General features: G+C 35.1%; 25 protein-coding genes. 5 read left to right on the plus strand and 20 right to left on the minus strand.

Annotated elements, in window-relative coordinates; genetic code table 11:
- Nucleotides 1–20 precede the first annotated feature (20 nt).
- Together DYR29_RS17005 and DYR29_RS17010 are read left to right on the plus strand one after the other, a co-directional pair.
- Nucleotides 21–254, plus strand: a complete 234-nt coding sequence (locus DYR29_RS17005; RefSeq protein WP_047380387.1) for a phosphopantetheine-binding protein — start codon at nt 21–23, stop codon at nt 252–254.
- Nucleotides 254–1,012 carry an SDR family NAD(P)-dependent oxidoreductase gene (locus DYR29_RS17010; RefSeq protein ID WP_213277803.1) on the plus strand — a complete coding sequence of 253 codons (759 nt, stop codon included), beginning with the start codon at nt 254–256 and terminating at the stop codon, nt 1,010–1,012. The genes DYR29_RS17005 and DYR29_RS17010 overlap by 1 nt, the downstream gene beginning before the upstream one ends.
- Nucleotide 1,013: 1 nt before the next feature.
- Here DYR29_RS17010 and DYR29_RS17015 read toward each other — a convergent pair whose 3' ends face one another.
- From DYR29_RS17015 to DYR29_RS17025, 3 genes are read right to left on the minus strand one after another with little or no spacing between them, the layout of a single operon-like run.
- Complete coding sequence (locus DYR29_RS17015; protein WP_213277804.1) at nt 1,014–2,168, minus strand: glycosyltransferase; 1,155 nt, start codon at nt 2,166–2,168, stop codon at nt 1,014–1,016.
- Nucleotides 2,168–3,007, minus strand: coding sequence for a glycosyltransferase family 2 protein (locus tag DYR29_RS17020; protein ID WP_213277805.1), 840 nt, complete (start codon nt 3,005–3,007; stop codon nt 2,168–2,170). Before DYR29_RS17020 ends, DYR29_RS17015 begins: the two co-directional genes overlap by 1 nt.
- Nucleotides 3,007–3,549: an acyltransferase gene (locus DYR29_RS17025; RefSeq protein ID WP_213277806.1), complete on the minus strand. Its 543-nt coding sequence runs from the start codon at nt 3,547–3,549 to the stop codon at nt 3,007–3,009. Before DYR29_RS17025 ends, DYR29_RS17020 begins: the two co-directional genes overlap by 1 nt.
- Nucleotides 3,550–3,716: 167 nt before the next feature.
- Between DYR29_RS17025 and DYR29_RS17030 the strand changes: the two genes are divergently transcribed.
- Entirely contained in the window at nt 3,717–4,751 is a 1,035-nt protein-coding gene (locus tag DYR29_RS17030) for an acyltransferase family protein (protein ID WP_213277807.1), read from the plus strand.
- A gap of 45 nt (nt 4,752–4,796) precedes the next feature.
- On the opposite strand, the gene DYR29_RS17035 is transcribed toward DYR29_RS17030, so the two are convergent.
- The 17 genes from DYR29_RS17035 to DYR29_RS17115 all read right to left on the minus strand — a co-directional run bounded on the left by DYR29_RS17035 (nt 4,797) and on the right by DYR29_RS17115 (nt 22,335).
- A complete protein-coding gene (locus DYR29_RS17035; protein ID WP_213277808.1) occupies nt 4,797–5,735 on the minus strand; it encodes a glycosyltransferase family 2 protein in 939 nt (312 codons plus the stop codon).
- A gap of 10 nt (nt 5,736–5,745) precedes the next feature.
- Nucleotides 5,746–6,744 (minus strand): acyltransferase family protein, encoded by a 999-nt coding sequence (locus tag DYR29_RS17040; protein ID WP_213277809.1) that lies wholly within the window; start codon nt 6,742–6,744, stop codon nt 5,746–5,748.
- Between the two features lie 13 nt (nt 6,745–6,757).
- Nucleotides 6,758–7,585, minus strand: a complete 828-nt coding sequence (locus DYR29_RS17045; protein WP_180565003.1) for a glycosyltransferase — start codon at nt 7,583–7,585, stop codon at nt 6,758–6,760.
- A gap of 126 nt (nt 7,586–7,711) precedes the next feature.
- Entirely contained in the window at nt 7,712–8,578 is an 867-nt protein-coding gene (locus DYR29_RS17050; RefSeq protein WP_249413526.1) for a glycosyltransferase family 2 protein, read from the minus strand.
- A gap of 176 nt (nt 8,579–8,754) precedes the next feature.
- Nucleotides 8,755–9,423, minus strand: a complete 669-nt coding sequence (locus DYR29_RS17055; RefSeq protein WP_213277811.1) for an NAD-dependent epimerase/dehydratase family protein — start codon at nt 9,421–9,423, stop codon at nt 8,755–8,757.
- Nucleotides 9,424–9,480: 57 nt separating this feature from the next.
- Nucleotides 9,481–10,326 (minus strand): glycosyltransferase family 2 protein, encoded by an 846-nt coding sequence (locus DYR29_RS17060; protein WP_213277812.1) that lies wholly within the window; start codon nt 10,324–10,326, stop codon nt 9,481–9,483.
- A complete protein-coding gene (locus DYR29_RS17065; protein WP_213277813.1) occupies nt 10,319–11,443 on the minus strand; it encodes a glycosyltransferase WbsX family protein in 1,125 nt (374 codons plus the stop codon). The genes DYR29_RS17060 and DYR29_RS17065 overlap by 8 nt, the downstream gene beginning before the upstream one ends.
- Nucleotides 11,444–11,461: 18 nt before the next feature.
- Entirely contained in the window at nt 11,462–12,382 is a 921-nt protein-coding gene (locus tag DYR29_RS17070) for a glycosyltransferase (RefSeq protein WP_213277814.1), read from the minus strand.
- A 43-nt stretch (nt 12,383–12,425) separates the two neighbouring features.
- Nucleotides 12,426–13,526, minus strand: coding sequence for a DegT/DnrJ/EryC1/StrS family aminotransferase (locus tag DYR29_RS17075; protein WP_213277815.1), 1,101 nt, complete (start codon nt 13,524–13,526; stop codon nt 12,426–12,428).
- 4 nt (nt 13,527–13,530) lie between these two features.
- A complete protein-coding gene (locus tag DYR29_RS17080; RefSeq protein ID WP_213277816.1) occupies nt 13,531–15,405 on the minus strand; it encodes an acyltransferase family protein in 1,875 nt (624 codons plus the stop codon).
- A gap of 9 nt (nt 15,406–15,414) precedes the next feature.
- Nucleotides 15,415–16,194: an acyltransferase gene (locus DYR29_RS17085; protein ID WP_213277817.1), complete on the minus strand. Its 780-nt coding sequence runs from the start codon at nt 16,192–16,194 to the stop codon at nt 15,415–15,417.
- Nucleotides 16,184–16,591 carry a sugar 3,4-ketoisomerase gene (locus DYR29_RS17090; protein WP_213277818.1) on the minus strand — a complete coding sequence of 136 codons (408 nt, stop codon included), beginning with the start codon at nt 16,589–16,591 and terminating at the stop codon, nt 16,184–16,186. The genes DYR29_RS17085 and DYR29_RS17090 overlap by 11 nt, the downstream gene beginning before the upstream one ends.
- A gap of 43 nt (nt 16,592–16,634) precedes the next feature.
- Nucleotides 16,635–17,894, minus strand: a complete 1,260-nt coding sequence (locus DYR29_RS17095; RefSeq protein ID WP_213277819.1) for an ABC transporter ATP-binding protein — start codon at nt 17,892–17,894, stop codon at nt 16,635–16,637.
- Nucleotides 17,895–17,927: 33 nt separating this feature from the next.
- Nucleotides 17,928–18,776: an ABC transporter permease gene (locus DYR29_RS17100; RefSeq protein ID WP_213277820.1), complete on the minus strand. Its 849-nt coding sequence runs from the start codon at nt 18,774–18,776 to the stop codon at nt 17,928–17,930.
- Between the two features lie 174 nt (nt 18,777–18,950).
- Nucleotides 18,951–19,814, minus strand: a complete 864-nt coding sequence (gene rfbA, locus DYR29_RS17105; protein ID WP_213277821.1) for a glucose-1-phosphate thymidylyltransferase RfbA — start codon at nt 19,812–19,814, stop codon at nt 18,951–18,953.
- Nucleotides 19,815–19,937: 123 nt separating this feature from the next.
- Nucleotides 19,938–21,017 carry a dTDP-glucose 4,6-dehydratase gene (gene rfbB / locus DYR29_RS17110; protein ID WP_213277822.1) on the minus strand — a complete coding sequence of 360 codons (1,080 nt, stop codon included), beginning with the start codon at nt 21,015–21,017 and terminating at the stop codon, nt 19,938–19,940.
- Nucleotides 21,018–21,021: 4 nt separating this feature from the next.
- Nucleotides 21,022–22,335 carry a UDP-glucose dehydrogenase family protein gene (locus DYR29_RS17115; protein ID WP_213277823.1) on the minus strand — a complete coding sequence of 438 codons (1,314 nt, stop codon included), beginning with the start codon at nt 22,333–22,335 and terminating at the stop codon, nt 21,022–21,024.
- Between the two features lie 215 nt (nt 22,336–22,550).
- Between DYR29_RS17115 and rimP the strand changes: the two genes are divergently transcribed.
- Nucleotides 22,551–23,018, plus strand: a complete 468-nt coding sequence (gene rimP / locus DYR29_RS17120; RefSeq protein ID WP_142717170.1) for a ribosome assembly cofactor RimP — start codon at nt 22,551–22,553, stop codon at nt 23,016–23,018.
- Nucleotides 23,019–23,034: 16 nt separating this feature from the next.
- Entirely contained in the window at nt 23,035–24,270 is a 1,236-nt protein-coding gene (gene nusA / locus DYR29_RS17125) for a transcription termination factor NusA (RefSeq protein ID WP_047097519.1), read from the plus strand.
- The last annotated feature ends 13 nt before the right edge of the window (nt 24,271–24,283 follow it).

Here is a 24,283-nt window from a genome sequence, read left to right on the forward strand (position 1 = left end):
AACATTTAAAATTATAAAATATGAAGACATCCGTTTTTTTAGAAAAACTACAAGAAGAATTGGAGGAAGATGAAACATTGACCACTGAAACGAATTTAAAATCTTTGGAAAGCTATGACTCTATCAGTTTACTTTCTGTTATTGCATTTGTAGACGAAAATTTCAGCAAAAAAATTGATACCAAGCATTTTAAAGATATCGAAACCGTTTCTGATCTGATGAATGTTATAGGAAAAGAAAATTTTGAAGATTAATGGATGCTTTCTCATTAAAAAATAAAATTGTTCTCATTACAGGCGCTTCTTCCGGAATAGGGAGAAGCTGTTCTGTAGAATGCAGCAAAAGCGGCGCAGATTTGATTCTTGTGGGAAGAAACCAGGAAGAACTGATGAAAACCGTTGCTCTGCTGAATCCTGAAACCAAATTTGAGATCATTGCCGAAGATATTACCCAATCTGAAAACCTTGAAGCTGTCATTGCAGATAAAGTTTCAGTTTTAGGCAAGATTTCAGGATTCATACACTGTGCCGGTATCGAGAAAACATTACCGTTAAAAAAGCACAATCCTCAGTTGTACCAGGATATATTTGCAGTGAATGTCATTGCCGGACTTGAAATTGCCAAAATCCTTTCTCTAAAAAAGTATAAAGAAGAGACGTCCAGTTTTGTATTTATTTCTTCTGTTGCAGGAATGGTAGGGGAGGCTGGAAAAGCGGCTTATTCTGCCAGTAAAGGGGCTGTCATTTCAGGTGCCCGTTCATTGGCAATGGAACTTTCCAGAAGTAATATCCGTGTCAACAGCATAAGCCCTGCCATGGTGAATACCCCGATTCTGGAAAAAATGTTTGAAGATATTGGTGAAGAAGCTTCATCAGAAATCATAAAAAAGCATCCGCTGGGAATAGGTGACCCTAAAGATGTAGCGAATGCTTGTATTTTTCTATTGTCCGACGCCTCAAGATGGGTTACAGGAACCAATCTTGTCATTGATGGAGGATATTCTGCACAGTAACTTATTTTTTGTACAGCGTTTCTATAATATTTTCTACGCTGTCAAATATTTTCTTATTGTCGAACTGACTTTCAATATTTTTAAGATTTTCTCTGATATGGAGAACAAGGCTGGGATCGGTAAAGAATGTCTTCATTGCCGAATACATTTCATCAACCTCATAACTGATAAGGTATCCCGTTTCCCGGTCTTTGATCATCAACCCTACATCACCTACATTCGTTGCAATAATAGGCTTCTGAAGGATTAATGCTTCAGCAATTACCAGAGGCCATGCTTCAGATTCGGAAGGAAGAATGAAGTAATCTGCTTTCTTGATGTACGGATAAGGGTTCATCTGATTTCCGGCCAGAATAAATGTATTTTCAACATTGTTTTTTGCGACCTGAGCTTTAAGGTTCTTCATTTCATCACCATCTCCAATGACAATGATGCTGTGATGAAATCCTTCGTTGATAAGCCTTGTATGGGCTTCAATAAGTTTATGATATCCTTTTCTTGAATGAAGTCTCCCGATAGACGCAAAAACAGGTCCTTCAGGGAAGTTGTCAATCTTTTCTTCAGCCTTTCGCTTTATTTCTTCGATAGGAATAGGATTGATAATAACACTTTCAGCGGGATAATTGAGATCTGGATAATACTGATGCATCATATCCTTTATTTTGTGAGAGCAGTACACCATATGATCAAACTGCGGGAAGCTCTTTAAAATATCAGGCACCAAAGGCTGAAATTTTGGAACATTGATTTCAGAATGAAACCATCCGATTTTTTTTGAATTTTTATGGGTAGAACTCAGGATAGCATCATAATCCCTGTAATCCATCCCTATTTCTATATCAAAGGTATCATTGATAAGCCTGTCAGCAATAGCTGGGTTGTTTTTCAGTTTACGAAGCTTTAACCTTCTCTTGGCAAGCTGAAGTTTTTGAAGCAGAGAATTGTCTGAAAAATCCTCTTTTCCATCAGTAAGGTATATTTTTCTGATATGTTTCGGAAGCTCATCACGCAGCTTACCCTGGTTAAGAGTAAGGCATACCGTCATTTCAAATTTGTCAGGATTCAGATTGTTGAGAAGTCCCAACAGTACTTTTTCTACGCCTCCCATTTCCATGGAGCGGTGTCTGAACAAAATTTTTATTTTTTTTTCTATCATTATCCGAAGATTGATTGTAAAGTAATTTTTATTTTTTTCTTGATACGGAAAGGAAACTTGTGCTGATATTGTAACAGACCGAATATTTCATCCGCACCTGTATAATGATCCGGGATTTTCTGTCCATTGATGGTGGTAAGTCCTCTGCGCTTCATTGTGTTGAAAATCACCTGCGCGAAATACTCATGGGATTTCTTTTTATTCTCATTCTGGGAAATTCCGCCCTGGTGAGTTCTGTAGAGATAGTTAGTGTCATTAATGAACTGAACTTTTCCCTTTTCATACATTTTAAGATACAGATCCTGGTCTTCACCGATTTTCAAATCCGGATTCATTTTTTCAGTCTGTTCATACACTGCTTTTCTGAAAGTTACAAAATGAGCAATCTGAATCGGGAAATTAAAAAAATAAGGATCACCATTCGGGACCTGCATTGCAGATCTGAACGGAGAAATAGGTTTCAGATTCTGGTCACACGTCATAAACCTTGAATAGGTAAGGACTGTATTTTTTTTAGTCTGAAAAATCTCCATACATTTTTGAATAGCTGTAGGGTTGATAGCATCATCAGGATCTAAAAATCCACAGATTTCCCCTTCAGCGAGCTCAATCAGTTTACTTTTCGTAACGCCTACACCGGAATTTTTTTCATTTTCAAAAAATTTAAACCTTTTATCACCTGAAATCATTTCCCGGATCATTTTCTTTTCGCTTTCAGAAGAGGCGTCATCCAGAATGATGGCTTCCCAGTCTGTATACGTCTGCTGAAGTATGCTTTCAAAACAGTCTTTGAAAAAATGAGCATTATTATAATGGGCTATAAGAATAGAAAACTTCATTAATGTTCCTTAAATATTAATTCCTGATGATTGATTACGGTTGTATTGGAAGGCACATCTTTGTAAATGGTACATCCTGCCCCAATAATACAGTCGTCCCCGATAGTAACTCCTTTTAGAACGGTAACATTACTTCCGAGCCAGCAATTGCTTCCGATTCTGATGGGAGCTGTGGTAAACTCAGCGTGAGACAGTTTAAAATCCGGATGAATCTGATACGCATGGTTGTGATCATACAGTTTTACATTTTCTCCGAATAATGTATTGTCACCTATTGAAATACTGTCCAGACAATTGATGGAACAGAAGTTATTCATGAAAAAATTGTTTCCGATTTCTAAAGTGGCATTCTGTTGTACAAGAACATGTACATAATTTCTGAAACTGACCCCGTGGCCAATCGTCACTTTCTTTATATTTTCATGCAGAATAAAATGATCACTGATCCCAAGTTTTATCCCCTTGAAAGAAACATAAGGGTGTTTTTTGAGAAGAGAAATCTGGCTTTTTCGTTGAATTTTTGCTATAATTTCATAAAGCATACCTAAATTTATTTTCACATTTGTAGCCTACAAATATAATTTGTTTTACATAATTATAATAATAAATCTTATTTTTGTGCCTTAAAATTAATACTTTATATCAAATAAAAACAGCTTTCAGAGTTGGGTCTGCTGTGTTTTGATAAAGTAAAGCATTTTGCGATTCTGTGAAGATAAGTCAGATTACATTTACCAGGTTTGTTGCCGCTATGGCAATTGTCATTTCCCATTTCAATAAAGATCTGTTTTTATATAAGATAGATTATATTTCCAATCTTTTTTTGAGAGCGAATGTAGGGGTAAGCTATTTCTTTATTCTTTCAGGGTTTATCATGATTATTGCCTACCATAAGAAGGATAAGATTGATTATCTGGAGTTTTACAAAAACAGGTTTGCCAGAATCTATCCGCTCTATATGCTTGGACTTCTGCTGTATTTCATGACGAGATATGAACTGTTTGACTGGTATAAGCTGGTTTTATATGGATTGGGTATTCAGAGCTGGATACCGGGAGAAGCCATGATTCTGAATTTTCCGGGATGGTCTATCTCTGTAGAGTTTTTCTTTTACCTGCTTTTTCCGTTTTTATATAATTATTTTTACGCAAAGAAAAATAAAATGATTTGGGTATTTGCCATTGGACTCTGGCTGATTACTCAGGTGTTTTCTAATCTGTATCCGGTATATGGAGCGTATGAAGGGCCACACACGAAAAGTCATGAGTTTCTTTATTATTTTCCTTTCTGGCATCTTAATGAATTTCTGATCGGGAATCTGGCAGGAATATTTTTTGTAAGAAATTACAAGCAAAAAAATTACGACCGTCAGGTGATCGCAGTCTTTTTACTGATCCTTGTGTCTCTGATGTTTGTTCCGCTTTTTTATCACAACGGGTTGATGGCTTTACTTTTTGTACCTGCAATTCTTCTGATTTCGGCTAATAACGGAAGAGTAAGTAAGCTCTTTTCATTGAAACCGCTGGAATATCTTGGAGAAATAAGTTATGGTATATACATCACTCATATTCCCGTTCTTTATCTTGTAAGGGAGTTTTTAAAATGGAAGGAATATACGTTCAGTATTGATATTGTATTTGTGATTTACATTATTGTTATGCTGCTCAGTTCTGCAATTTTTTATCAGTTTATTGAAAAACCAATGCGTGATCTTTTAAGAAAGATACATTTTACCAAACAATAAAACTAAAGTATTATTTTAAACTAAACATTTAGTTTAATTATATTGTTAGAACAAATCGTTTCTAAAATTAATATTATACAGCCCTGAACGGATACTTTTATAGTCTGTAAACAAATACTTTGTAATCATTCCCCATTTTTTGAGTAGAGGAGCATTGGCGATTTGGAAACTCCTGTATACTCTTTTGATATGAATTTTAACATCATTGGGGATGGTATTTTCATTCTCTGCCCAATGGTTAACTTCTTTCCACAGAACAACTCTTGTTGAGGCCGGCTTAACTTCTCTGGAGTCTATTTTGGTAATTCTGTTGTTCTCGTGAACTCCTCTTACGGCTACTGCCTTATCAAGAATTCCCGGATATAAATTCAGATAGTAGGAGAGTCTGAATAGAAATTCAGTGTCCTGATGAAGCTTTAAATGTGTTTTAAAGAAATACTCCATGTTTTTCAAAGAACTTTTACGGATAGTCAATGCATCAATGCTGAAAAGTCCGAAAGTTCCTATCATGTTAAGCTGTCCCGGAAATACATCTCTCGGAGGATGTTTCTTGTAAACTGTAGTCAGGCGGTCTCCAAAGACCTTATAATATTGTTCTTTTGCTTTCTCAGAATAATAATGAACCCCGATGGCACCATAAACTCCATCTACATCTATATTGGGAAACAGTTCTTTTTCTGCATCAAAACGGTTGGGAAGGTAGTAATCATCTGCATCCAGGAAAGCAATAAAATCTCCTTCCGCTTTTTCCAACCCTAAATTTCTGCTGGCACCTGCTCCATGATTGCCTTTATCAGGATGCTGAAAAAGCTTTACCCTATCATATTTTTCAGCAAGTTCCCTACAAACCTGCAATGCATTGTCCGGAGACTTGTCTTCTACCAATACCACTTCATACACCTCTTCGAACTGAAGAGCGGAATCTACAGCCTGCGAAACATATTTTTCGGCATTGTAAACGGGAATAATTACTGAAATTTTCATTTGTATCGGATTATGCTTTTAATTTAATTTTTAAATAATTGGTTACTTTTTTCTCAACAAAATAATACAGAAGTGATGCCACTATAATGACCATGACAATCTTAAATAGAAAAAAGGGAAAACTGAGGTAGCCTTCAACTTTAAATCTTTTTAAAGCAATTTCTACAAAAGGATGTGACAGGTATAGTGAATAGGAAATGTCTCCCAGAAAAATTAAGGCTTTGTTTCCTTTAAAATGAAATATATAATCAAAAGTTAAGAAAGAAAATACAAACAGGGAGATGATGGCCAGCTTTATCATATCATTATCTGTAGGGATAATACTAAGCAGTACCAATATAAATAATATAATTCCTGTTACAGAAAGTAATGTTGCCCAGATCTTTGGAATTGTAAATCTATTCAGTAAAAGTGAAAAAAGAATTCCCACAACAAAATAAAGATTCAGCGAGTGGGTTACCATTCGCAGATAAGGACTTTCAAATTGAATAAAAGAACCTAAAATTGATGTCAGGATGAAAAAACCTGCAATGAAGTAATACCTTTTTTCTTTAAAAAATAATGAGAGTCCGAATATGAGATAAAAGAACATCTCAAAATTTAAGGACCAGCCTAAGAAAAGGACCGGAAATTCTTTTTTCGTGGGAAGGAATAATAATGAGTGGATAAGCTCATAAAGCCCTGCACCATGAAAATAGAGGAGAAAACTTCCTCCGGGAATCATTGCAGCAAAAGTCAAAAGATAGTACAGCGGAACAATTCTGATCACCCTTCTTTTGTAAAATAAAGTGATCTGCTGAAAAGAATCTTTACTGAAATTTATTTTTTGAGTGGTGAAAGCCATGATAAATCCACTGATAATAAAAAATACGGGAACACCGATACTTCCTTTTTTAAAGAGAATATCGCCAAGATTCAGCCCAGGTAGATTTATTGTTTCACGGAAATGAAAGCAACATACCAATAAGGCTGAAATCCCTCTTAATATCTGGAGGTTGTTAAGCTTCATGACTGGAGGAGTCTTATTTTTTAAATATCTTTTTCAAAATAAGTCCCATTACAAACGGTACTCTGGCAATATTGTGCTGAAGTGTCTTGAACCCGTCTATTGTAAATTTGGTGTCCTCTGTCATTCCGTATTCTGAAAAATCTACTTCAGGAACCGCTTTATGTTTAAAGGTAACGTTCATTAAGTTGTACTGATGGATAACCTGAATGTACATCTCTTTACTGTCTTCTACAGAAAAATTCGGGTAATGACGATAGCTGTTGTGAGCTCTTTCCTTCAGCATTGTTTTGAAGTTGTCTACACTTTCCGCTAAGCTTACAAACGGGTTTACTACGGCGTTATAAACATTTACTACCGCTTTACGGTCCGGAAGCATGGTAAGCTGGTATCCTCTTCTTAAATCTATGACCAGGTCATGAACCGGTTTGAAATGCTCCTGAACGGTTTTTATATAATCCTGATGAAGCATGTCATCATTATCCAGCTCGCTGGTAATCACAAATTTTGTATCAGGAGTGAAAAACTGTGGGATTATTTCTACAGCTTTCGTTTTCATAACATCAAAATCTTCTACAAATACCGCTTTGAAAGTTGGGTATTCTGTTTCAATTTCTTTAATGATTTTTCTAAACTTATCAGATGTATTGGTGTCGAAAAAGGTAAGCCAGACGTAGTTTTGGTTGGTCTGATTTTTATAAGAAGGGAGCACGTAAGTTCTGAATAACTTGAACCGGTCATCCAGCCATTCTTCAGTAAGCGGTTTATATCCTGAACGTGTTTCGTTCCAGCCTTTTGTAGGAACATTGAATCTTGTCATGATTACGTGTACAAATTGACTCATCTAAATAAATTTATTTTAAGTTATATAATTTATAAGGGTTTCTGCTGTATTTCTGTTTGGCAGTATCCACTCATTTGTGTAGTTTTTATGGAAATATAGTTGTCCGAAGTACATTAAACTTAAAGTTTAGCCATCTACTTTTTTTCTAAAAAGCTTGTAATAAAACCTTTTGAAAGAAAGATATTTTGCGACTACAGCCAGGGGAATCATTTTTTGAAATTCGCGTCTTTGCTGTATAAGCTGGGTGGTACGAACGTCTATGATATGATAAGCCAGCTTGTCATGTACCTCTTCACCGTAAAGTTTTTTTAAGGTAGGTAAAATTTTAAGGCGCTGCTTCATAATTTTGATCGGATCAGCAGACATATTATCGTTGACATCTTTTCGGTAATGCGCAAGAGCTTCATTGATCAGGAGAGCGTCAGGATGATCTTTGGTGATATAAATCCACATTACCCAGTCTTCACAACTGGTAAGGGTAGTGTCAAAAAGAAAACCTTCCAGAAGCTTTTTGCTTATCAAAGCACAGTGTATCGGGATGGAAAATTTAAGATCCCAATCGTATACAATTCCATCAAAGGTCAGGAAACTCTGCTCAACATTTTTATAGCCAGGAAGATGGGTTTGGTTTCTGTAGATAGTGTACTGACTTACAATCAACGGATATTCTTTGTCTCCGGAAAGGCTTTTTGAAAACTTTTCACGGTGTATCAGATCATCAGAATCCAAAAACTGTATATAATCTCCGGTAACGATTTCCAGTGCTGCATTTCTTGCAGAAGACAGACCTCCGTTTTCTTTATAAAGATATTTAAAACGGTTGTCTTTTTTTACCCATTTATCAGCTACTTCATCAGTATTATCAGGTGATCCGTCATTGACAATGATACATTCCCAATTTTCATAAGTCTGATCCAGGATAGACTGCAGACATTCATCTAAAAACTGAGCCTGTTTGTAGCAGGGGACAATAACGGATATTTTGGGATTCATTTTCATTTTTTATTCAATAGGTTTAATGTGTTTTTATTCTTCAGTTGGCCGTAAAACCACTACTTTTTATTACTTTTTCTTGGCTTTAATACTATCTGAAGTTTTCTGGCCGAAGGTACAAAATTATTTTTTCCGGTACAGAAGGGTATCTTTCAGGAGCAGCCATGTATTATCTTTTATAGATAAGATGAATAGAGTTTCTTCAGGTATTCATCAGGAGACAGACCCGCAAAAAAATCTTCTGTCAGGCTGTTGAACTCTATATTATAAAAGGAACCCTCGTTCACTGTTTCATAATCTGCATTTTTTGCAAGATGATTCTCCAGCTGAGATAAAATCTCCGGTAATGAATACTGATAAGGATAGGCCAGATTGACAATCTCATTGTTGAGGTTTTGCATATACTTCCCGACAAATGATGCAATGTCATCTGTACCAATCAGGATTCTTCTTGCATTGCTGTGAATTGTGAGCTTATTTTCAGACAGGATTGAGTTTTTAAGAAAGTTGATCAATGTGTTGGGATTTCCTCCGCGGCCTACAGCATTTCCTACTCTGAAAATAATAAAGCTTGAACAATGCTCAGCAATTATTTTTTCGATCGTAATTTTATGAAGGACATACGGGCTGTCGGTTTTGGTGGGATCATAAATACTGCATGTGGAAAAATAAATCAGCTTTTTATCCGGATGCTGGCTGATAACTGATTTTAGCAGGGATATTTCTCTTTCAAATTCCGCAGGATTCTTTTCCAGCGAATTGGAAACTCCTGATGCAAAAAAAATAACATCCTCCTTATCATAAAGTCTTACGGCGTTTGCCAGAATTCCACTACCAATTATCATATGCTTCTTTTCTCATTAAGATGTTAGTTTTTAAATCTTTTACGTGCTTCAACAGATTTAAAGTTTTTTAAAGATTTTAAAAAGTCCAAGTGTATTTCCCAGTTTTGCCCATCTTGAATTTTTTACATGATTCAATTGGTTGAGTGCCTGCTCATATTTCTTTTTCGGGACATAGCTCTGAAGAAAAAGGTCCTCCACACTGATGTTTCTTCTTTCTGCCATTTTGATCAGGGCAACCCAGTGCCAGAACAATGCTTTTTCTGAATTTTTCGTAGTAGAGATCCCACTGTCATGGATTCTGTATAAATATAAATCTTCATCAATATATTTTACAGGAGCAACCTCGCACATTTTCATGTACCAGTCTTTATCTTCAGCAATTTTTAAGAAAGGATCAATACCGGCGGTTTTCTCATAAATTTTCTTTTTAAAAGTGACAAAATGTGAAATCTCAGCATTGAAATTATAATAAGCCTGATCCAGCGCTGTGATTTGTTTTGCTTTATGTACAGACAGAGGAGTAAGATTCTCATCACAACGTACAAAATTGGAGTAAACCAACCCTGCTTCAGGATATTCAGTATGTGTTTTTAAAACAATTTCCAAAGCATGAGGAGCCAAAGCATCATCAGGATCTAAAAAACCGCATATTTCTGACTGTGCAAGTTCTATTAATCTCCTTTTTGTATATCCGATTCCTTTGTTTTGATCATTCTGATGTATTTTAAACCGGGAATCATCACCAATAATTTTTTTTATAACTTCAAGGGAATCATCAGTAGAGCCGTCATCCAGAATTACTGCTTCCCAATCCGTTTCAGTCTGCGCGACTAAGCTTTGGCAGCATTTTTCAAAAAAATGGCCATTGTTATAATTGGCAATAAGTATACTGAATTTACTCATTTCGACTGTGTTTATTCAAGATTTTCTTTAATGCATTCAGATATCCGAAACCATATTTTCTATCCGGTTCCAGAATATTTCCTTCTGCCCATTCATTCCAGGATTTAACAATTAAAAACTGTTCCGGGTAGTCTTTTTTCTCTTCAAGATATTTTGCAGCTTTTTCAACCTGTTGTTCGAATATTTCCGGGGAATTATTAGCCAATATGATGCCTCTGTATCCGCTTCTTGGAGTATTGTCCCAATTAGGCAGGATACATGGATAGGTAGGAACGTTGCTTTCTTCAAACTTTAAATCATTCACTACCGCCTGGGCATCCTGAATTCTGACTTTAGGCTGTTCTTTTTTCTTAATTCCGATTAATCCTTTTATTCTGTTTTTATAATATTGAGAATGGGAGATATATTCTTTTTTGTCAATATGAGGTATCCATGCTTTCTGAAAAGCATTAGAAATCTTACTGTCATATCCCATAGAACTAAAATCAAGATCATCACGGAGTTTATTGGATGCCATAACATATAAGCCATCAAATCCGTTTTCTTTTGCAAGTTCTCTGAATTTGGAAATATAATGAGGATCTCCGTCATTCAAATGGTTGGGATCATAGATAATGAGAAGAGGTTTGTTGTCTACTTTTATATACCTTTCGTCCTTGAAGAAAGGAAGAAGATATTCGAAATGAGCAATTAAGTCCTGTTCATTAGGATAAACCTGCTGAGCCAGAATTTTTTCTGATAATCCGTGCCATATGCCCGACCATGTTTCATTGGCCCAGCAGAAGCAAAATGGGAAATCTGGTTTTCCTGATTTTAGAACATCATTGGCAACACGTTCCAACAACTGTTTGCCATTACCAAACCAGTAATGATAATAGATAAATCCGTGTACTCCATAATCTTTCGCCATCTGAGCCTGCTGTTCTCTTACTTCAGGAACGCGCAGGTCATAATATCCCAGCTCTCCTGGGTGTATAGGCTGTTCGTGTCCTTCAAACAAAGGTTGGGCTTTTCCTACATTCGTCCATTCTGTAAAACCTTTTCCCCACCATTCGTCATTTTCGGGGACAGGGTGGTATTGAGGGAGGTAGAACGCAAGGGGTTTTATTTTTTTCATAATTGATTAAGAATAATGTTACCAACTTTTATAATAAACTTTTTGAAGATAATGTAGTGTGTTAAAAGTGAACTTTCCTACATTTCTTAAAATTAATTTCTCGGTAAGTGTTTTATTATCAAGTTCTCTAAGGTATTTTTTATGACCTTCAGTCAATCTGTTTTCTTTATATGCCTCATGAATAAGTTTTAGTATTTTCTTTTTCATTTCAGGCTGTTCTTTGTGTTTCAGATAAATATCAAAAAAAGATACATCTAAAAAGTTTTTCTTTTTATGAGAGTTTGTAGCATGCATTCTATAGCTGCAGGATTTGTAGTCATCATAGATGAAATCATATTTTTGGCTTAATCTCAGCCACATATCGTAATCTTCAAAAGTTAAAGCTTCATCCCAGCCTCCAATCTCCTTTAATATAGAAGATTTGGTTACACATGACATTGCAGGAAGAAAATTATCTTCGAGTAATGTTTTGTAAAAGTTCCCGGATTCAATAGTCAGATATCTGTGAAAATAAGGAATGAAAGTATTTTGAAAACGTATCGAATTATCATCTATTATGTGAGCATTTGAAAATACCAAAGCTTCGTTAGGAGATGAATTTTCAAGAATCGTTACATGTCTTTCTATTTTATCAGGCTCCATAAGATCATCAAGGGCTATGGTAATAATATACTTACCCTTTGATATATTCAATAGTTCGTTTAATGATTTACAGATTCCTTTATTTTGAGAATGAGGAATAAACCGGATATCCAATTGAGGATTGTTTTTAATCCAGTTATTGATGACTTCAACAGAATTGTCTTTAGAGCAGTCATCACAAATCAGAATCTCAATATTACTGTATTTCTGAGATTTGAAACTTTCTAAAGATTCTGTTACAAACCGTTCCTGGTTGTAACTAAGGCATAAAATTGAAACCAGAGGCAATTCTGTCATGATATTTACTTTATTGAATTCAAGTTTTTTGATCAAAAAAACTTTAAAATCTATTTACAATTTCTATTACTTTTTCAACTTCTTCCTCTGTCATTACAGGGGAGATTGGTAAACTTAATACTTCTTCATGGATTTTTTCACTGATGGGGAAAGACTGATTATTCCATTCTTTATAGGCATCCTGCTTATGAGGCGGGATCGGATAATGTATCAATGTTTGAATGCCACTTTCAGTTAAATACTTTTGAAGCTCATCACGGTTTTCTGTTCTGATGACAAATAAATGCCAAACATGCTCATTTACATCTGCTGGGTTTTCCGGAAGAGTTATTTTGGGATTTGATATTTCTGCAATATACCTTTTCGCAATATTTTTTCTTACCGTATTTTCCTCATCAATATATTTTAACTTAACGTCCAGAACTGCAGCCTGAATTTCATCCAATCTTGAATTTAATCCCTGATAAATATTGACATATTTCTGATTAGATCCATAGTTGGCCAATGCTCTGATAACTTTTGCTAAATCATCATCATTGGTTGTAATAGCTCCTGCATCCCCTATAGCTCCCAGATTCTTTCCAGGATAAAAGCTAAAACCTGCTGCATCTCCTAAATTACCTGTTTTCTGTCCATTCCATATTGCACCGATAGCCTGAGCATTATCTTCTATTAATTTTAACTGATGCTTTTCTACTAGATCTTTAAGTTGATTTGAGAAAACAGTTCGTCCGTATAGATGAACAATCAGGATTCCTTTTGTTTTTGAAGTGATTTTTTCTTCAATTTTTGTGATGTCAATATTATAATTATTAATATCAGGCTCTACAAGAACAGGAACCAGGCCATTGTCTGAAATAGCAAGAATGGAGGCAATGTAAGTATTGGACGGTACAAGGATTTCATCCCCACGATCCATAATTCCCATTTCAATATATCCACGCAGTATAAGGCGTAAAGCATCTAACCCATTGGCTACACCAATAGCATGTTTAGCTCCTATGTATTGAGAAAGATTACTTTCAAAAGATGAAAGCTCCTGCCCCATAAGAAACCATCCGGAACGGAATACCTGAGAAAGTTTTGTTTCTATTTCTTCCTGATGCTTTAAATTGATTTTTTGTAAGTCTAAAAATTTAATCATCTTTTTAATTATCTTTATTTGTGTTGATATTCAGTGTTTTGTATATTCTTTGTGATAACACATTTTTATATTGTTCTGTACCAAACAGTGTTAAATGATTGGTATCATATATATACGGATAGTTTTCTGGAGATACTTTGTCAATTCTTACATTGAGCAAGTCGATATATTGATCACCCAGATAGTTTTTTAAAAAAGCATTGAATTTTTCAGTCTCTTTGATTTTCTTCTCCTCTGCATACATATTTGCATTATACTTTTTCTTGATGTAATAGTATGTCGGGAAATCTATCACGTAGAAATCAGTCATGCCTATGTAAAGAGTAGGCACTTTATATTTTGAAAAATATTGTCCGGTTATTTTGAGATTATTTTTTATCTCTTTTTCAGGATATCCCGAATAATTAGCATTAATAATGATAAGGTCTATATTTTTATAGTATTTGGGAAAATATTCCGTGAATATATAATTGAAATATTGCACAGGATTAGGATAAATACCTTTGGAATTTTCCATAGGGTAGGTAGCGTCTGCAGTGATCTGGATAAGATTAATATCTTTTTTATCTGCAAAGATATTATTAACTGTTTCTGAAAACATTCCTGCATGACTATCTCCTAAAAGAACGACATTTTTTTTATCAGAAACAGGAATATCTAAATTCTGTATAAGTGTTTTATAGTCCTTTTTATGGGTAAGGTGTTTTGTGTCAATTTTATATTGATCTTCAGCTTTTTTACTATACTTATAGTTTGAGGTAGTATTGATCAGATCTTTATTTTCATCCGTATAATTCTCAGCATCTACTTTTGTAATGGAGAATGTAAAAATGAATATAATCAGACTCACTGTGAGAACTGATTTAGCCTTATTAGAATAATTTCTTTTTTCAATCCCCTCGTAGGAAAGTATAGCAAGAATAAATGAAACACATATTGCCAGAACACGATATTTCAAACTGATATCCACTTCAAAAAACAGAATCAATACATACAATGGCCAGTGATACAGATATAGGGAATAAGATATATTTCCAAGGTAGGTAACTGTTTTATTTTTGTACGCTATGAATTCATAATTCAGGCTGATAAGCAATGCTGTGAAGAATACGGGAATGATGGTATACAACGATGGCCATGAAGATGCATGAAAGAGAAAAATAAAAGATATTATTGCTGAAAGAGAAGTCAAAGCCAAGACTAGCTTTACTTTTTTCTGAATATGCTGCATTTTATCTTCCAACAGAAATGCAAGTCCACCCAACATCATCTCCCAGGCTCTGGGATAAAAAATGTAAAAAGAGAAATCAGAGTCATAATTGCTATGAATGAGCATAGCACCAAATGAAATAAAGGCTAATGCTAAAAAGACTGCAGTAAAGCTATTCTTTTTTGTGGTATATAATTTCTTTAAGAGAAGTAATATGAGCGGATAAATTAAATAAAACTGCCATTCTACGGAAAGTGACCATGAATGTAATAGAAAGTTGTACTGAGAAGAGGCGTCGAAGTATCCGTTATTTAAGTAATAATAAATATTAGAAAAAAACAGAACGCTGGAAAAAGCACTTCTGAAAAAGTTGACAATCTGCGGCTGAAGAAAAAAGAATATGACCAATGAAAAAGTAACAACTAATCCTAAAAGTGCAGGAATAATCCTGATTATTCTTCTTCTGTAAAAATCCCAGAGATTAAAGTTTCCCTTATGAAAAGAAGACAAAATGATTTTGGTCATTAAAAACCCTGAAATAACAAAGAATATATCGACACCGATAAATCCGGACTTAAACCATTGAAATTTATAATGATAGAAAAGAACTGCGAGTACAGAAAATGCCCGCAGAAAAGAAATATCGTATCTGAAACTATTGTTTTTCAATTATTTCGCTTAATCGTTTTCGTATCCGTTATCTTTTTTCCATTCATCAAACCCTTGTTTTTCCCAAGGTAGGCCTCTTGAAAAATTATAAGGCCACGGGTAATGGGATTTGCCTGTCTCTCTCGATTTCATTTCTCTGACATCCTTGATTTTTTTTCCAGGATTTCCAAGAATTAAAGAATAATCTTCATAATTACCTCCCACCAGTGATTGGGCTCCTACAAGACAATGTTTTCCGATTGTTGTTCCCGGAAGTAAAACAGTGCCTACAGCTATCTGAGAAAAATCTCCGATGGTAGCACCTATACACACATCAGAAGGAGGAGTAGGATCATTAGTAAGTACTACATAAGGATAAATAAAAACAAAGTTTTCTATGGTAGACTTTTGACCAATATGAACATTGCTGTGAAGCCAGCAGTTATTACCAAACGTGACATGTCCCTGTATATCTGTTACCGTACCCAATCTACAGTTATTCCCGAAAACAGAGTTTTCTCTTATTGTAACTCTGTGTCCGGTAGAAAAATTATTACCAAAACGGGAACCTGCATATAAAATCGTATGACTTCTTATTAATGCATTTTCACCAATTATAGTTTCAGGATTTACATAATCATCTTTAAAATAATAATCATTAAGCGGCTCTCCAATGACACAGTCATTCGCAATAATAGAATTATCACCAATAATAACGTTGTCATAAATTACGGTATTGTCACCTATTTTTACGTTTTTGCCTATTCTGGCTTTATCGCTTATGGATACATTCTTATTATTAAATTTCATTTGGGTAATTTTTAAAATCCTGATAATTTCTGAAATAGTCATCCTCGTCGTATAGTTCGGATGCCAGACATAATAATACGGCGCTGTGGCTGAACTTTATATCTCTCCATACTAATTTAGGAATATATAAACCTGTATTGGGACTGTCTAATACGAAAACTTCTTTTTTCCCATCTTTATCTTCTGTATTGAACGTAATTGTTCCTGCTACGGCAACAATTAGTTGTTGAAGGTTTTTATGGGCGTGTCCTCCACGGCTTACATCCTGTGGGGTATAATAAGTCCAATATACTCTTTTAATATCAAAAGGTACATCTTTCTGTGCTTCAGAAATAGTGATATATCCAAGTTCGGGAGAACCTATTTTGTTTAAATTTATTATGTGAGGGCCTGTCATAAAGTTGTTTTTGATAAGACGATAAAACGAATGTTATAGGCAGTTATGGTGTTTGTACTTTATATTCAAATTGAGGTCTGGTTACTCCAGGGTAAACATACATGATGTTTCCTACTTTTACATTTTCTACTTCAAATCCAATAAAATTATCAATTCCATATAGAAGCGTTTTCTGATCTTTTCCAAAATAAAGTCTAAAATAATAATTTCCTGCATTTAGAAGCCCTGTCGGAATATCAAATTCTACAGTATATTCACCTACTTTTGCATCTCCTTTTGCTGAAACAAATTTTCCAACATGGAAAATGACTAACTCATCATAGTTTTTCAATTCAAAGGTTGTATCAAGTGTAATGTCAGGACAGTAATTATGAAAGACAAGTTTTACATGCACTCCGGAATCAATATCTAACAAGTCCCCATTTATAGGAGATACTGAAAATTCTTTTACCCTGATATTTTCATTGCCTATAGCTTCATCAAGATTTCCGTTATAAATATAAGAGCTTTCTCTTGCGCTGCTTTTTTGATATTCTATAATTGTGCTAAGAATATCACCTTGATAATCAATTTGCCCTTGGTTTAAAAGAATTCCTTTTGTACATAATTCTTTAACGGCCGTCATATTATGACTCACAAAAAGAATTGTTCTGCCTTCTCCTCTTGTTACATCATTCATTTTTCCAAGGCATTTTTTCTGGAATTCAGCATCTCCAACTGCCAGAACTTCATCTACAATAAGAATTTCAGATTCTAAGTGCGCTGCTACAGCAAACGCAAGACGAACGTACATTCCCGAAGAATATCTTTTAACAGGAGTATCAATATATCTTTCAACCCCTGAGAAATCTACAATTTCATCAAATTTTCTCTTGATCTCCTTTCTTGTCATTCCCAGGATGGCTCCATTAAGAAAGACATTTTCCCTTCCCGTCATTTCAGGGTGGAATCCTGTTCCTACTTCCAATAGAGAGGCAATTCTTCCGTTGGTATAAATCCGCCCTGTTGTAGGTTTTGTGACTTTACTTAAAACTTTTAATAATGTAGATTTTCCTGCACCGTTTCTACCAATAATTCCTACAGCATCTCCTTTTTCGATTTCAAAATCAATATTGCGAAGAGACCATACATATTCTGAATCTCCTTTTGTAGTTCTATCATTTGCTTCTCCAATTTTAAGATAAGGATCTTCTTTTCCTCTTACTTTATGCCAGAATCTGTTAAGGTCATGAGAAAGAGTTCCTGTCCCGACTTGTCCCAGGCGGTATTGTTTAGATATATTTTCTGCTTTTAAAGCCAGCATGTTTTTTTAATTTAAATTTTTAAAAGAAAATAATTACACGGTATCCATAAAAGTTTTTTCAACCTTATTGAATACAACAATTCCTATCATTAAAAGGATAAGAATAGTACCAGTACTGATCCCAAGCATAGCAGGGGAGAAATCTCCCACACCGATCCATGCATATTTAAAACATTCAAAAATACCTGTCAAAGGATTGTAGTAAGCTAATTTTTTAAAAAATCCCGGTAATGAAGAGACAGGATATATTACTGGAGTTGCATACATATATAAGCTTACCCCAAAACCGAGTAGCATTGCCAAATCTTTATATTTCGTAGTAAGGGCAGAAAATATCATTCCAACTCCTAATGCAAAAAGTGCCATCAGGAATATAAGAAATGGAGTTGCCAAAATCCAGATGTTAGGATGGGCTTCTCCTTTATTGTAATAATAAGCCCATGCAAGGATGAATAGAACAAACTGTACTCCAAATCGCATAAGGTTAGAAATGACAATAGAAAGCGGGGTAACCAGTCTTGGAAAATACACTTTTCCGAAAATTCCGGCATTTCCTGTAAAAGTAGAGGATGTAGCCAGTAAAGAGGAAGAAAAATAATTCCAAAGAGTAACGCCAGCCAGATAAAAAAGAAGAGGTGGAGCCCCATCTGTTGGGAGCTTGGCAATTCTTCCAAAAATAACCAGATATACTATAGTTGTTAGAATGGGATTAATAAAAAACCATATAGGTCCTAAAATAGTCTGCTTAAAACTGGATATAAAATCTCTTTTTACAAACATGTAAACAAGATCTTTGTATTTCCAGACTTCTTTTAGCTTCAAGTCAAATAACGAATGATCTGCATCAATCGTCTCAGTCCACTTCTGTTGTGGTTCATTCATCTGTGTAAGTTTTTGCAAATTTATAATAATTAATTCTTACCGTATCTTTTCGTTTATAAATTTTCATAATAAATAAAACTAAAAATCAACAACTAATATATTGATAATTGGCGGTATGAACAAAAACTATTGGCCATAAAGCCAATAGTCTATGATTTTTATAAATTGTTTTTGTTATTTGCTGATAAGTTGTTTCAGGTATTCGCCATAGCCGCTTTTTCCGTATTTTACCGCAGTTTCAAGCAGTTTTTCTTCATTAATGAATTTGTTCCTGAACGCGATTTCTTCAATACAGCCGATTTTAAATCCTTGTCTTTTTTCTATAACACTTACAAATTCTGAAGCGTCATGAAGAGAGTCAAAAGTTCCGGTGTCCAGCCATGCAGTACCTCTGTCGAGAACAGCAACCTCAAGTTTCTCGTTTTTTAAATAGACGTTGTTGATATCGGTGATCTCCAGTTCGCCTCTTGCAGAAGGCTTGATGTTTTTAGCAATTTCTACCACATCGTTATCATAAAAGTAAAGGCCTGGTACCGCATAATTTGACTTAGGGTTTAGAGGTTTTTCTTCAATAGAAACTGCTTTTAAATCTTTATCAAATTCTACAACACCATATCTTTCCGGGTCAGCAACGTGATAGGCAAAAACAACGCCTCCATTCGGATTGGTTTTATTTTTTAGTAAAGTTCCCATTTCGGAGCCGTAGAAAATATTATCGCCCAGTACAAGGGCAGCAGAATCATTGCCGATAAACTGGTCTCCTAAAATAAATGCCTGTGCTAAACCATCAGGGCTTGGCTGTACAACGTATTCTATATTACAGCCAATTTGTGAGCCATCGCCCAGAAGCTTGATAAAACCTTCCTGGTCATGTGGCGTAGTGATGATAAGAATATCCTTTATTCCTGCTAAAAGTAGTGTGGAAAGCGGATAATAGATCATGGGTTTGTCGTAAACAGGCATCAGCTGCTTGCTCACTGCTATCGTTAGAGGGTAAAGTCTTGTTCCGGATCCCCCGGCTAATATTATTCCTTTCATTTGGTGGTGCGTATTACGCTTATTTCTTTTGTGTTATGAATTGTTTTTTTTGCTATTCAGAGGCATGATAAAGAATGGAAATTTGCTATACTTCATTCTTTATTTTTCTCAATAGCCGGATTTTTAGCTGTATTGTTTGCTATAGTAATCCTGATAATTTCCTGAAGTTACATTTTCAAGCCATTCTTTATTTTCAAGATACCAGTCAATGGTTTTACCCAATCCTTCTTCAAAGGTTACCGATGGTTTCCAGCCTAAATCTTTATTTAGCTTTGTTGCGTCAATAGCGTAACGCTTGTCATGGCCCGGTCTGTCTTTTACAAAAGTGATCAGTTTTTCAGAATAACCTTCAGGTCTTTCCAGCTTAGCATCCATCTGTTTGATCAGCTCTTTTACAAGATCAATATTCTGCCACTCATTGAATCCTCCGATATTGTAAGTCTCGCCTGTTTTTGCTTCATTAAAGATCTGATGAATCGCTTTGGCGTGATCGATGACAAATAACCAGTCTCTGGTATATTTTCCGTCACCATAAATAGGAAGAGGTCGTTCGTTGATGATATTTGAGATACAAAGAGGGATCAGTTTTTCAGGAAAATGATTGGGTCCATAATTGTTTGAACAGTTAGAAACAATAAATGGCATTCCGTAGGTATTTCCATAAGCTCTTACCAGGTGGTCAGATGCTGCTTTTGAAGCAGAATACGGAGATTGAGGATCATATGATGTCGTCTCTAAAAAGAATCCTGTTTCCCCTAAACTTCCATATACTTCATCAGTCGAAATATGGTAGAAAAGGTTGGTTCTTTTTTCATTTGGGAATCTGCCATGAGTGTGGTCAGGGTTTAATGTCCAAAACTCTTTACAAAGATTCAGAAGATTAGCTGTTCCGTTTACATTGGTGTTAATAAACGCCATGGGGTCAGTAATACTTCTGTCTACATGACTTTCAGCGGCTAAATGTACTACAGCATCCGGATTGTATTTTTCAAAAACCCTTCTAAGTTCTTCAGGATTTGTGATGTCTGCTTTTTCGAAAACATAATTAGGTTCATTTTCAATGTCCTTTAAGTTTTCCAGATTTCCGGCATAGGTAAGGGCATCAAGGTTGATGATCGTAGTATCCGGATTGTTTTTTACAAATTCTCTTACAACATGGGAGCCGATGAACCCGGCACCTCCTGTAATGATAATGTTTTTCATTTGTTTATTTTGAGATGGTCTTTCTTCCTATACTTTTATAATGAAATCCGTTTTGTTCAGGGATTTCCAGCGGATACATATTTCTGCCGTCAAAAATGACTTTGTTTTTCATTTTTTTAGCCATAAGCTCAAAATTTGGATTTTTAAACTCCGGCCATTCTGTAGCAATAAATAATGCATCAACATCTTCCAGTGCATCATACATTCCTTTGGCATATTGTATTTTGCTGCCAAGGAGTTTCTGAACATTGCTTTCGGCAACAGCGTCATATGCTATGATTTCTGCTCCTTTTTCTAATAAAAGAGCAATATTATCTAAAGATGAAGCTTCTCTGATATCATCTGTATTGGCTTTAAAGGCAAGTCCCCACATGGCAATTTTCTTTCCTTTTATATTGCCGCCGAAATACTTCTCGATTTCAGAGACTAAAATTACTTTTTGAGCGGTATTTACATTTTCAGTAGCTTCAAGAATCTGAAAGTTAAAATCTTCCTGCTTGCCTGATTTTATAAGAGCTTTTACATCTTTTGGAAAACAGCTTCCTCCATATCCGATTCCCGGGAATAAGAATCTATGCCCGATTCTGTCATCACTACCCATTCCCAGTCTTACTTTATCAACATCTGCACCTACTTTTTCGCAGTAGTTTGCAATTTCGTTCATAAAAGTGATCTTTACCGCTAAAAATGAGTTCGCTGCATATTTTGTAAGCTCCGATGATTTTTCATCCATAAAGATGATCGGAATTCCAGTATTGGTAAAAGGCTGGTAAATTTTAGACATGATGTCTTTTGCTCTTTCTGAGCTGGCGCCTACAACTACTCTTGAGGGATTCATAGAGTCTTCAACGGCAAAGCCTTCTCTTAAAAATTCAGGATTTGAAACTACATCAAAAGGGAGATTTGTTTTGGAAGAGATGGTTTCTCTTACCCTGTCTGCAGTTCCCACAGGAACAGTACTTTTATTGACAACGACTTTATATTCCGTCATCATTTCGCCAATATTGTTGGCTACCTGAAGTACATAAGATAAGTCTGCAGAGCCGTCTTCTCCCGGGGGAGTTGGTAATGCCAGATATATAACTTCACTTTTATCTAAGGCTTCTTTAAGATCAGTAGTGAAAAATAATCTTTCAGACTGGATGTTTCTTAAAAACATTTCTTCAAGATTCGGCTCATAGATGGGAACAATGCCGTTTTTCAAACCTTCTACTTTTTTTTCATCAATATCAACACAGTATACTGAATTACCAAGTTCTGCCAGAGTAGTTCCTGTAACTAATCCTACATAACCTGTTCCTACAATCGTTATGTTCAAAATGTTTGTTTTAAAATTCTAAAGACAAAAGTAATAAAAATCCTGTGACATATTCCTTTAATTTATTGTAAATGAATCTGGCGCTATTTGCTTGATACTTAAGATAATTTTGTGTTTTTGGAAAAAATGCTTATATTTGCAATGGATTTACGGGAAAAAATGGGAAGGCTTCGGAAGAAAGCCTTTTTTCGTACTGTAAATCAAGATAAAATTATATGGAGTTTAGAAAAAGAATTGACGAATTATTAAATGAATTCCTTGAGACCAGAAAAGATCTGTTTCTTATTGATCTTAAAATTTCTGCAGGGGATGATATTACAGTGATTTTAGATGGTGATAACGGAGTTTCGCTGCAGGACTGTCTTGATGCAAGCCGTGCAATAGAATTCAATATGGATCGTGAAGAGCATGACTTCAGCCTTCAGGTGATGTCTGCCGGATTGAGCGAGCCATTATCCACACCAAGACAGTTCGGTAAAAACATTGGAAGAGAGATTGAGGTGATGCTGGAAGATTCTTCTAAAATAGAAGGAGAATTGTCAAAAGTAGATGATGAAAAGATCACGCTTACTTTGCGTTACCGTAAGCCGAAAGATATCGGAAAAGGAAAAGTAGATGTAGAAGAGGAGAAAGAGATTTCTTACTCCGACATCAAGAAAGCATTAGTAGTAATTAAATTTTAAAAAGAAAAAAGAATAGATGGATAATATAGCGTTGATTGAATCCTTTGGTGATTTTAAAGACGAAAAGGGGATCAGTAAAATTGATCTTATGGCAATTATTGAAGATTCTCTGAAGACTCTTTTGAGAAAAAGATTTGACTCAGATGATCATTTTGATGTGATTGTAAACCCGGATAAAGGAGATTTTCAGATATTTTTAAATAAAACAATTGTAGAGGACGAAATGTCTGAAGATGATGATTTGGAAATTGAAATTTCTGAAGCAAAGAAGATTGACCCTACCTTCGAAGTAGGTGAGGACTTTACAATGGAAATTCCTGTTGCTCAATTGGGGAGAAGAAATATTCTTACCCTTAAGCAAATTCTGGCTACAAAACTTCAGGAGCACAATAATGCAATGCTGTACGAGCAGTTTAGAGATAAAATTGGAGAAATAGTTGTAGGAGAAATCCACCATATCCGTCACAAGCACGTGATTCTGCTGGATGATGAAGGAAATGAATTTATTTTACCAAAAGAAAACCAGATCCCATCCGATTTCTTTAAAAAGGGTGAGAATATCAGAGCTATTGTTGAAACAGTAGACTTTAAAGGTTCTAAACCACAGATTATTATTTCCAGAACTGCGCCTAAATTCCTTGAGAAATTATTAGAGCTGGAAATTCCTGAAATCCAGGACGGAACAATTATGCTGAAAAAGGTAGTAAGAATTCCTGGTGAAAAGGCGAAGATTGCAGTAGATGCTTATGATGACAGAATTGATCCGGTAGGTGCCTGTGTAGGTGTTAAAGGATCCAGAATTCATGGGGTTGTAAGAGAGTTGAGAAATGAAAACATCGATGTTATTCAGTGGTCTAAAAACCCTGAGATTTTGGTGAAGAGAGCTTTAGGAAACGTTACTGTCAATAAGATTGACATCAATGAGGATCAAAACTATGCATTAGTATATACTCCTGTTGAAGAGATTTCTAAAGTAATTGGAAAACAAGGACAGAATATTAGACTGGCTTCTTGGTTGTCAGGATATGAAATTGATGTATACAGAGAGTCCAGCGAGGATGACGATGTTGAATTGAGAGAATTTAATGACGATATCGAGCAGTGGATTTTGGATGAGTTTAAGAAAGTAGGACTTACAACTGCAAAATCAGTATTGGATAAAGAAACTGAAAGTCTTTTAAATATGGTAGACCTTGAAGAAGAAACAATTGAAGAGGTAAAACGTATTTTGAGAGAAGAATTTGAAGATTAAGATTTAAATAAAT

Origin of the sequence: Chryseobacterium indologenes, assembly GCF_018362995.1 — a bacterium.
Classification (GTDB): Bacteria; Bacteroidota; Bacteroidia; order Flavobacteriales; family Weeksellaceae; genus Chryseobacterium; species Chryseobacterium indologenes_G.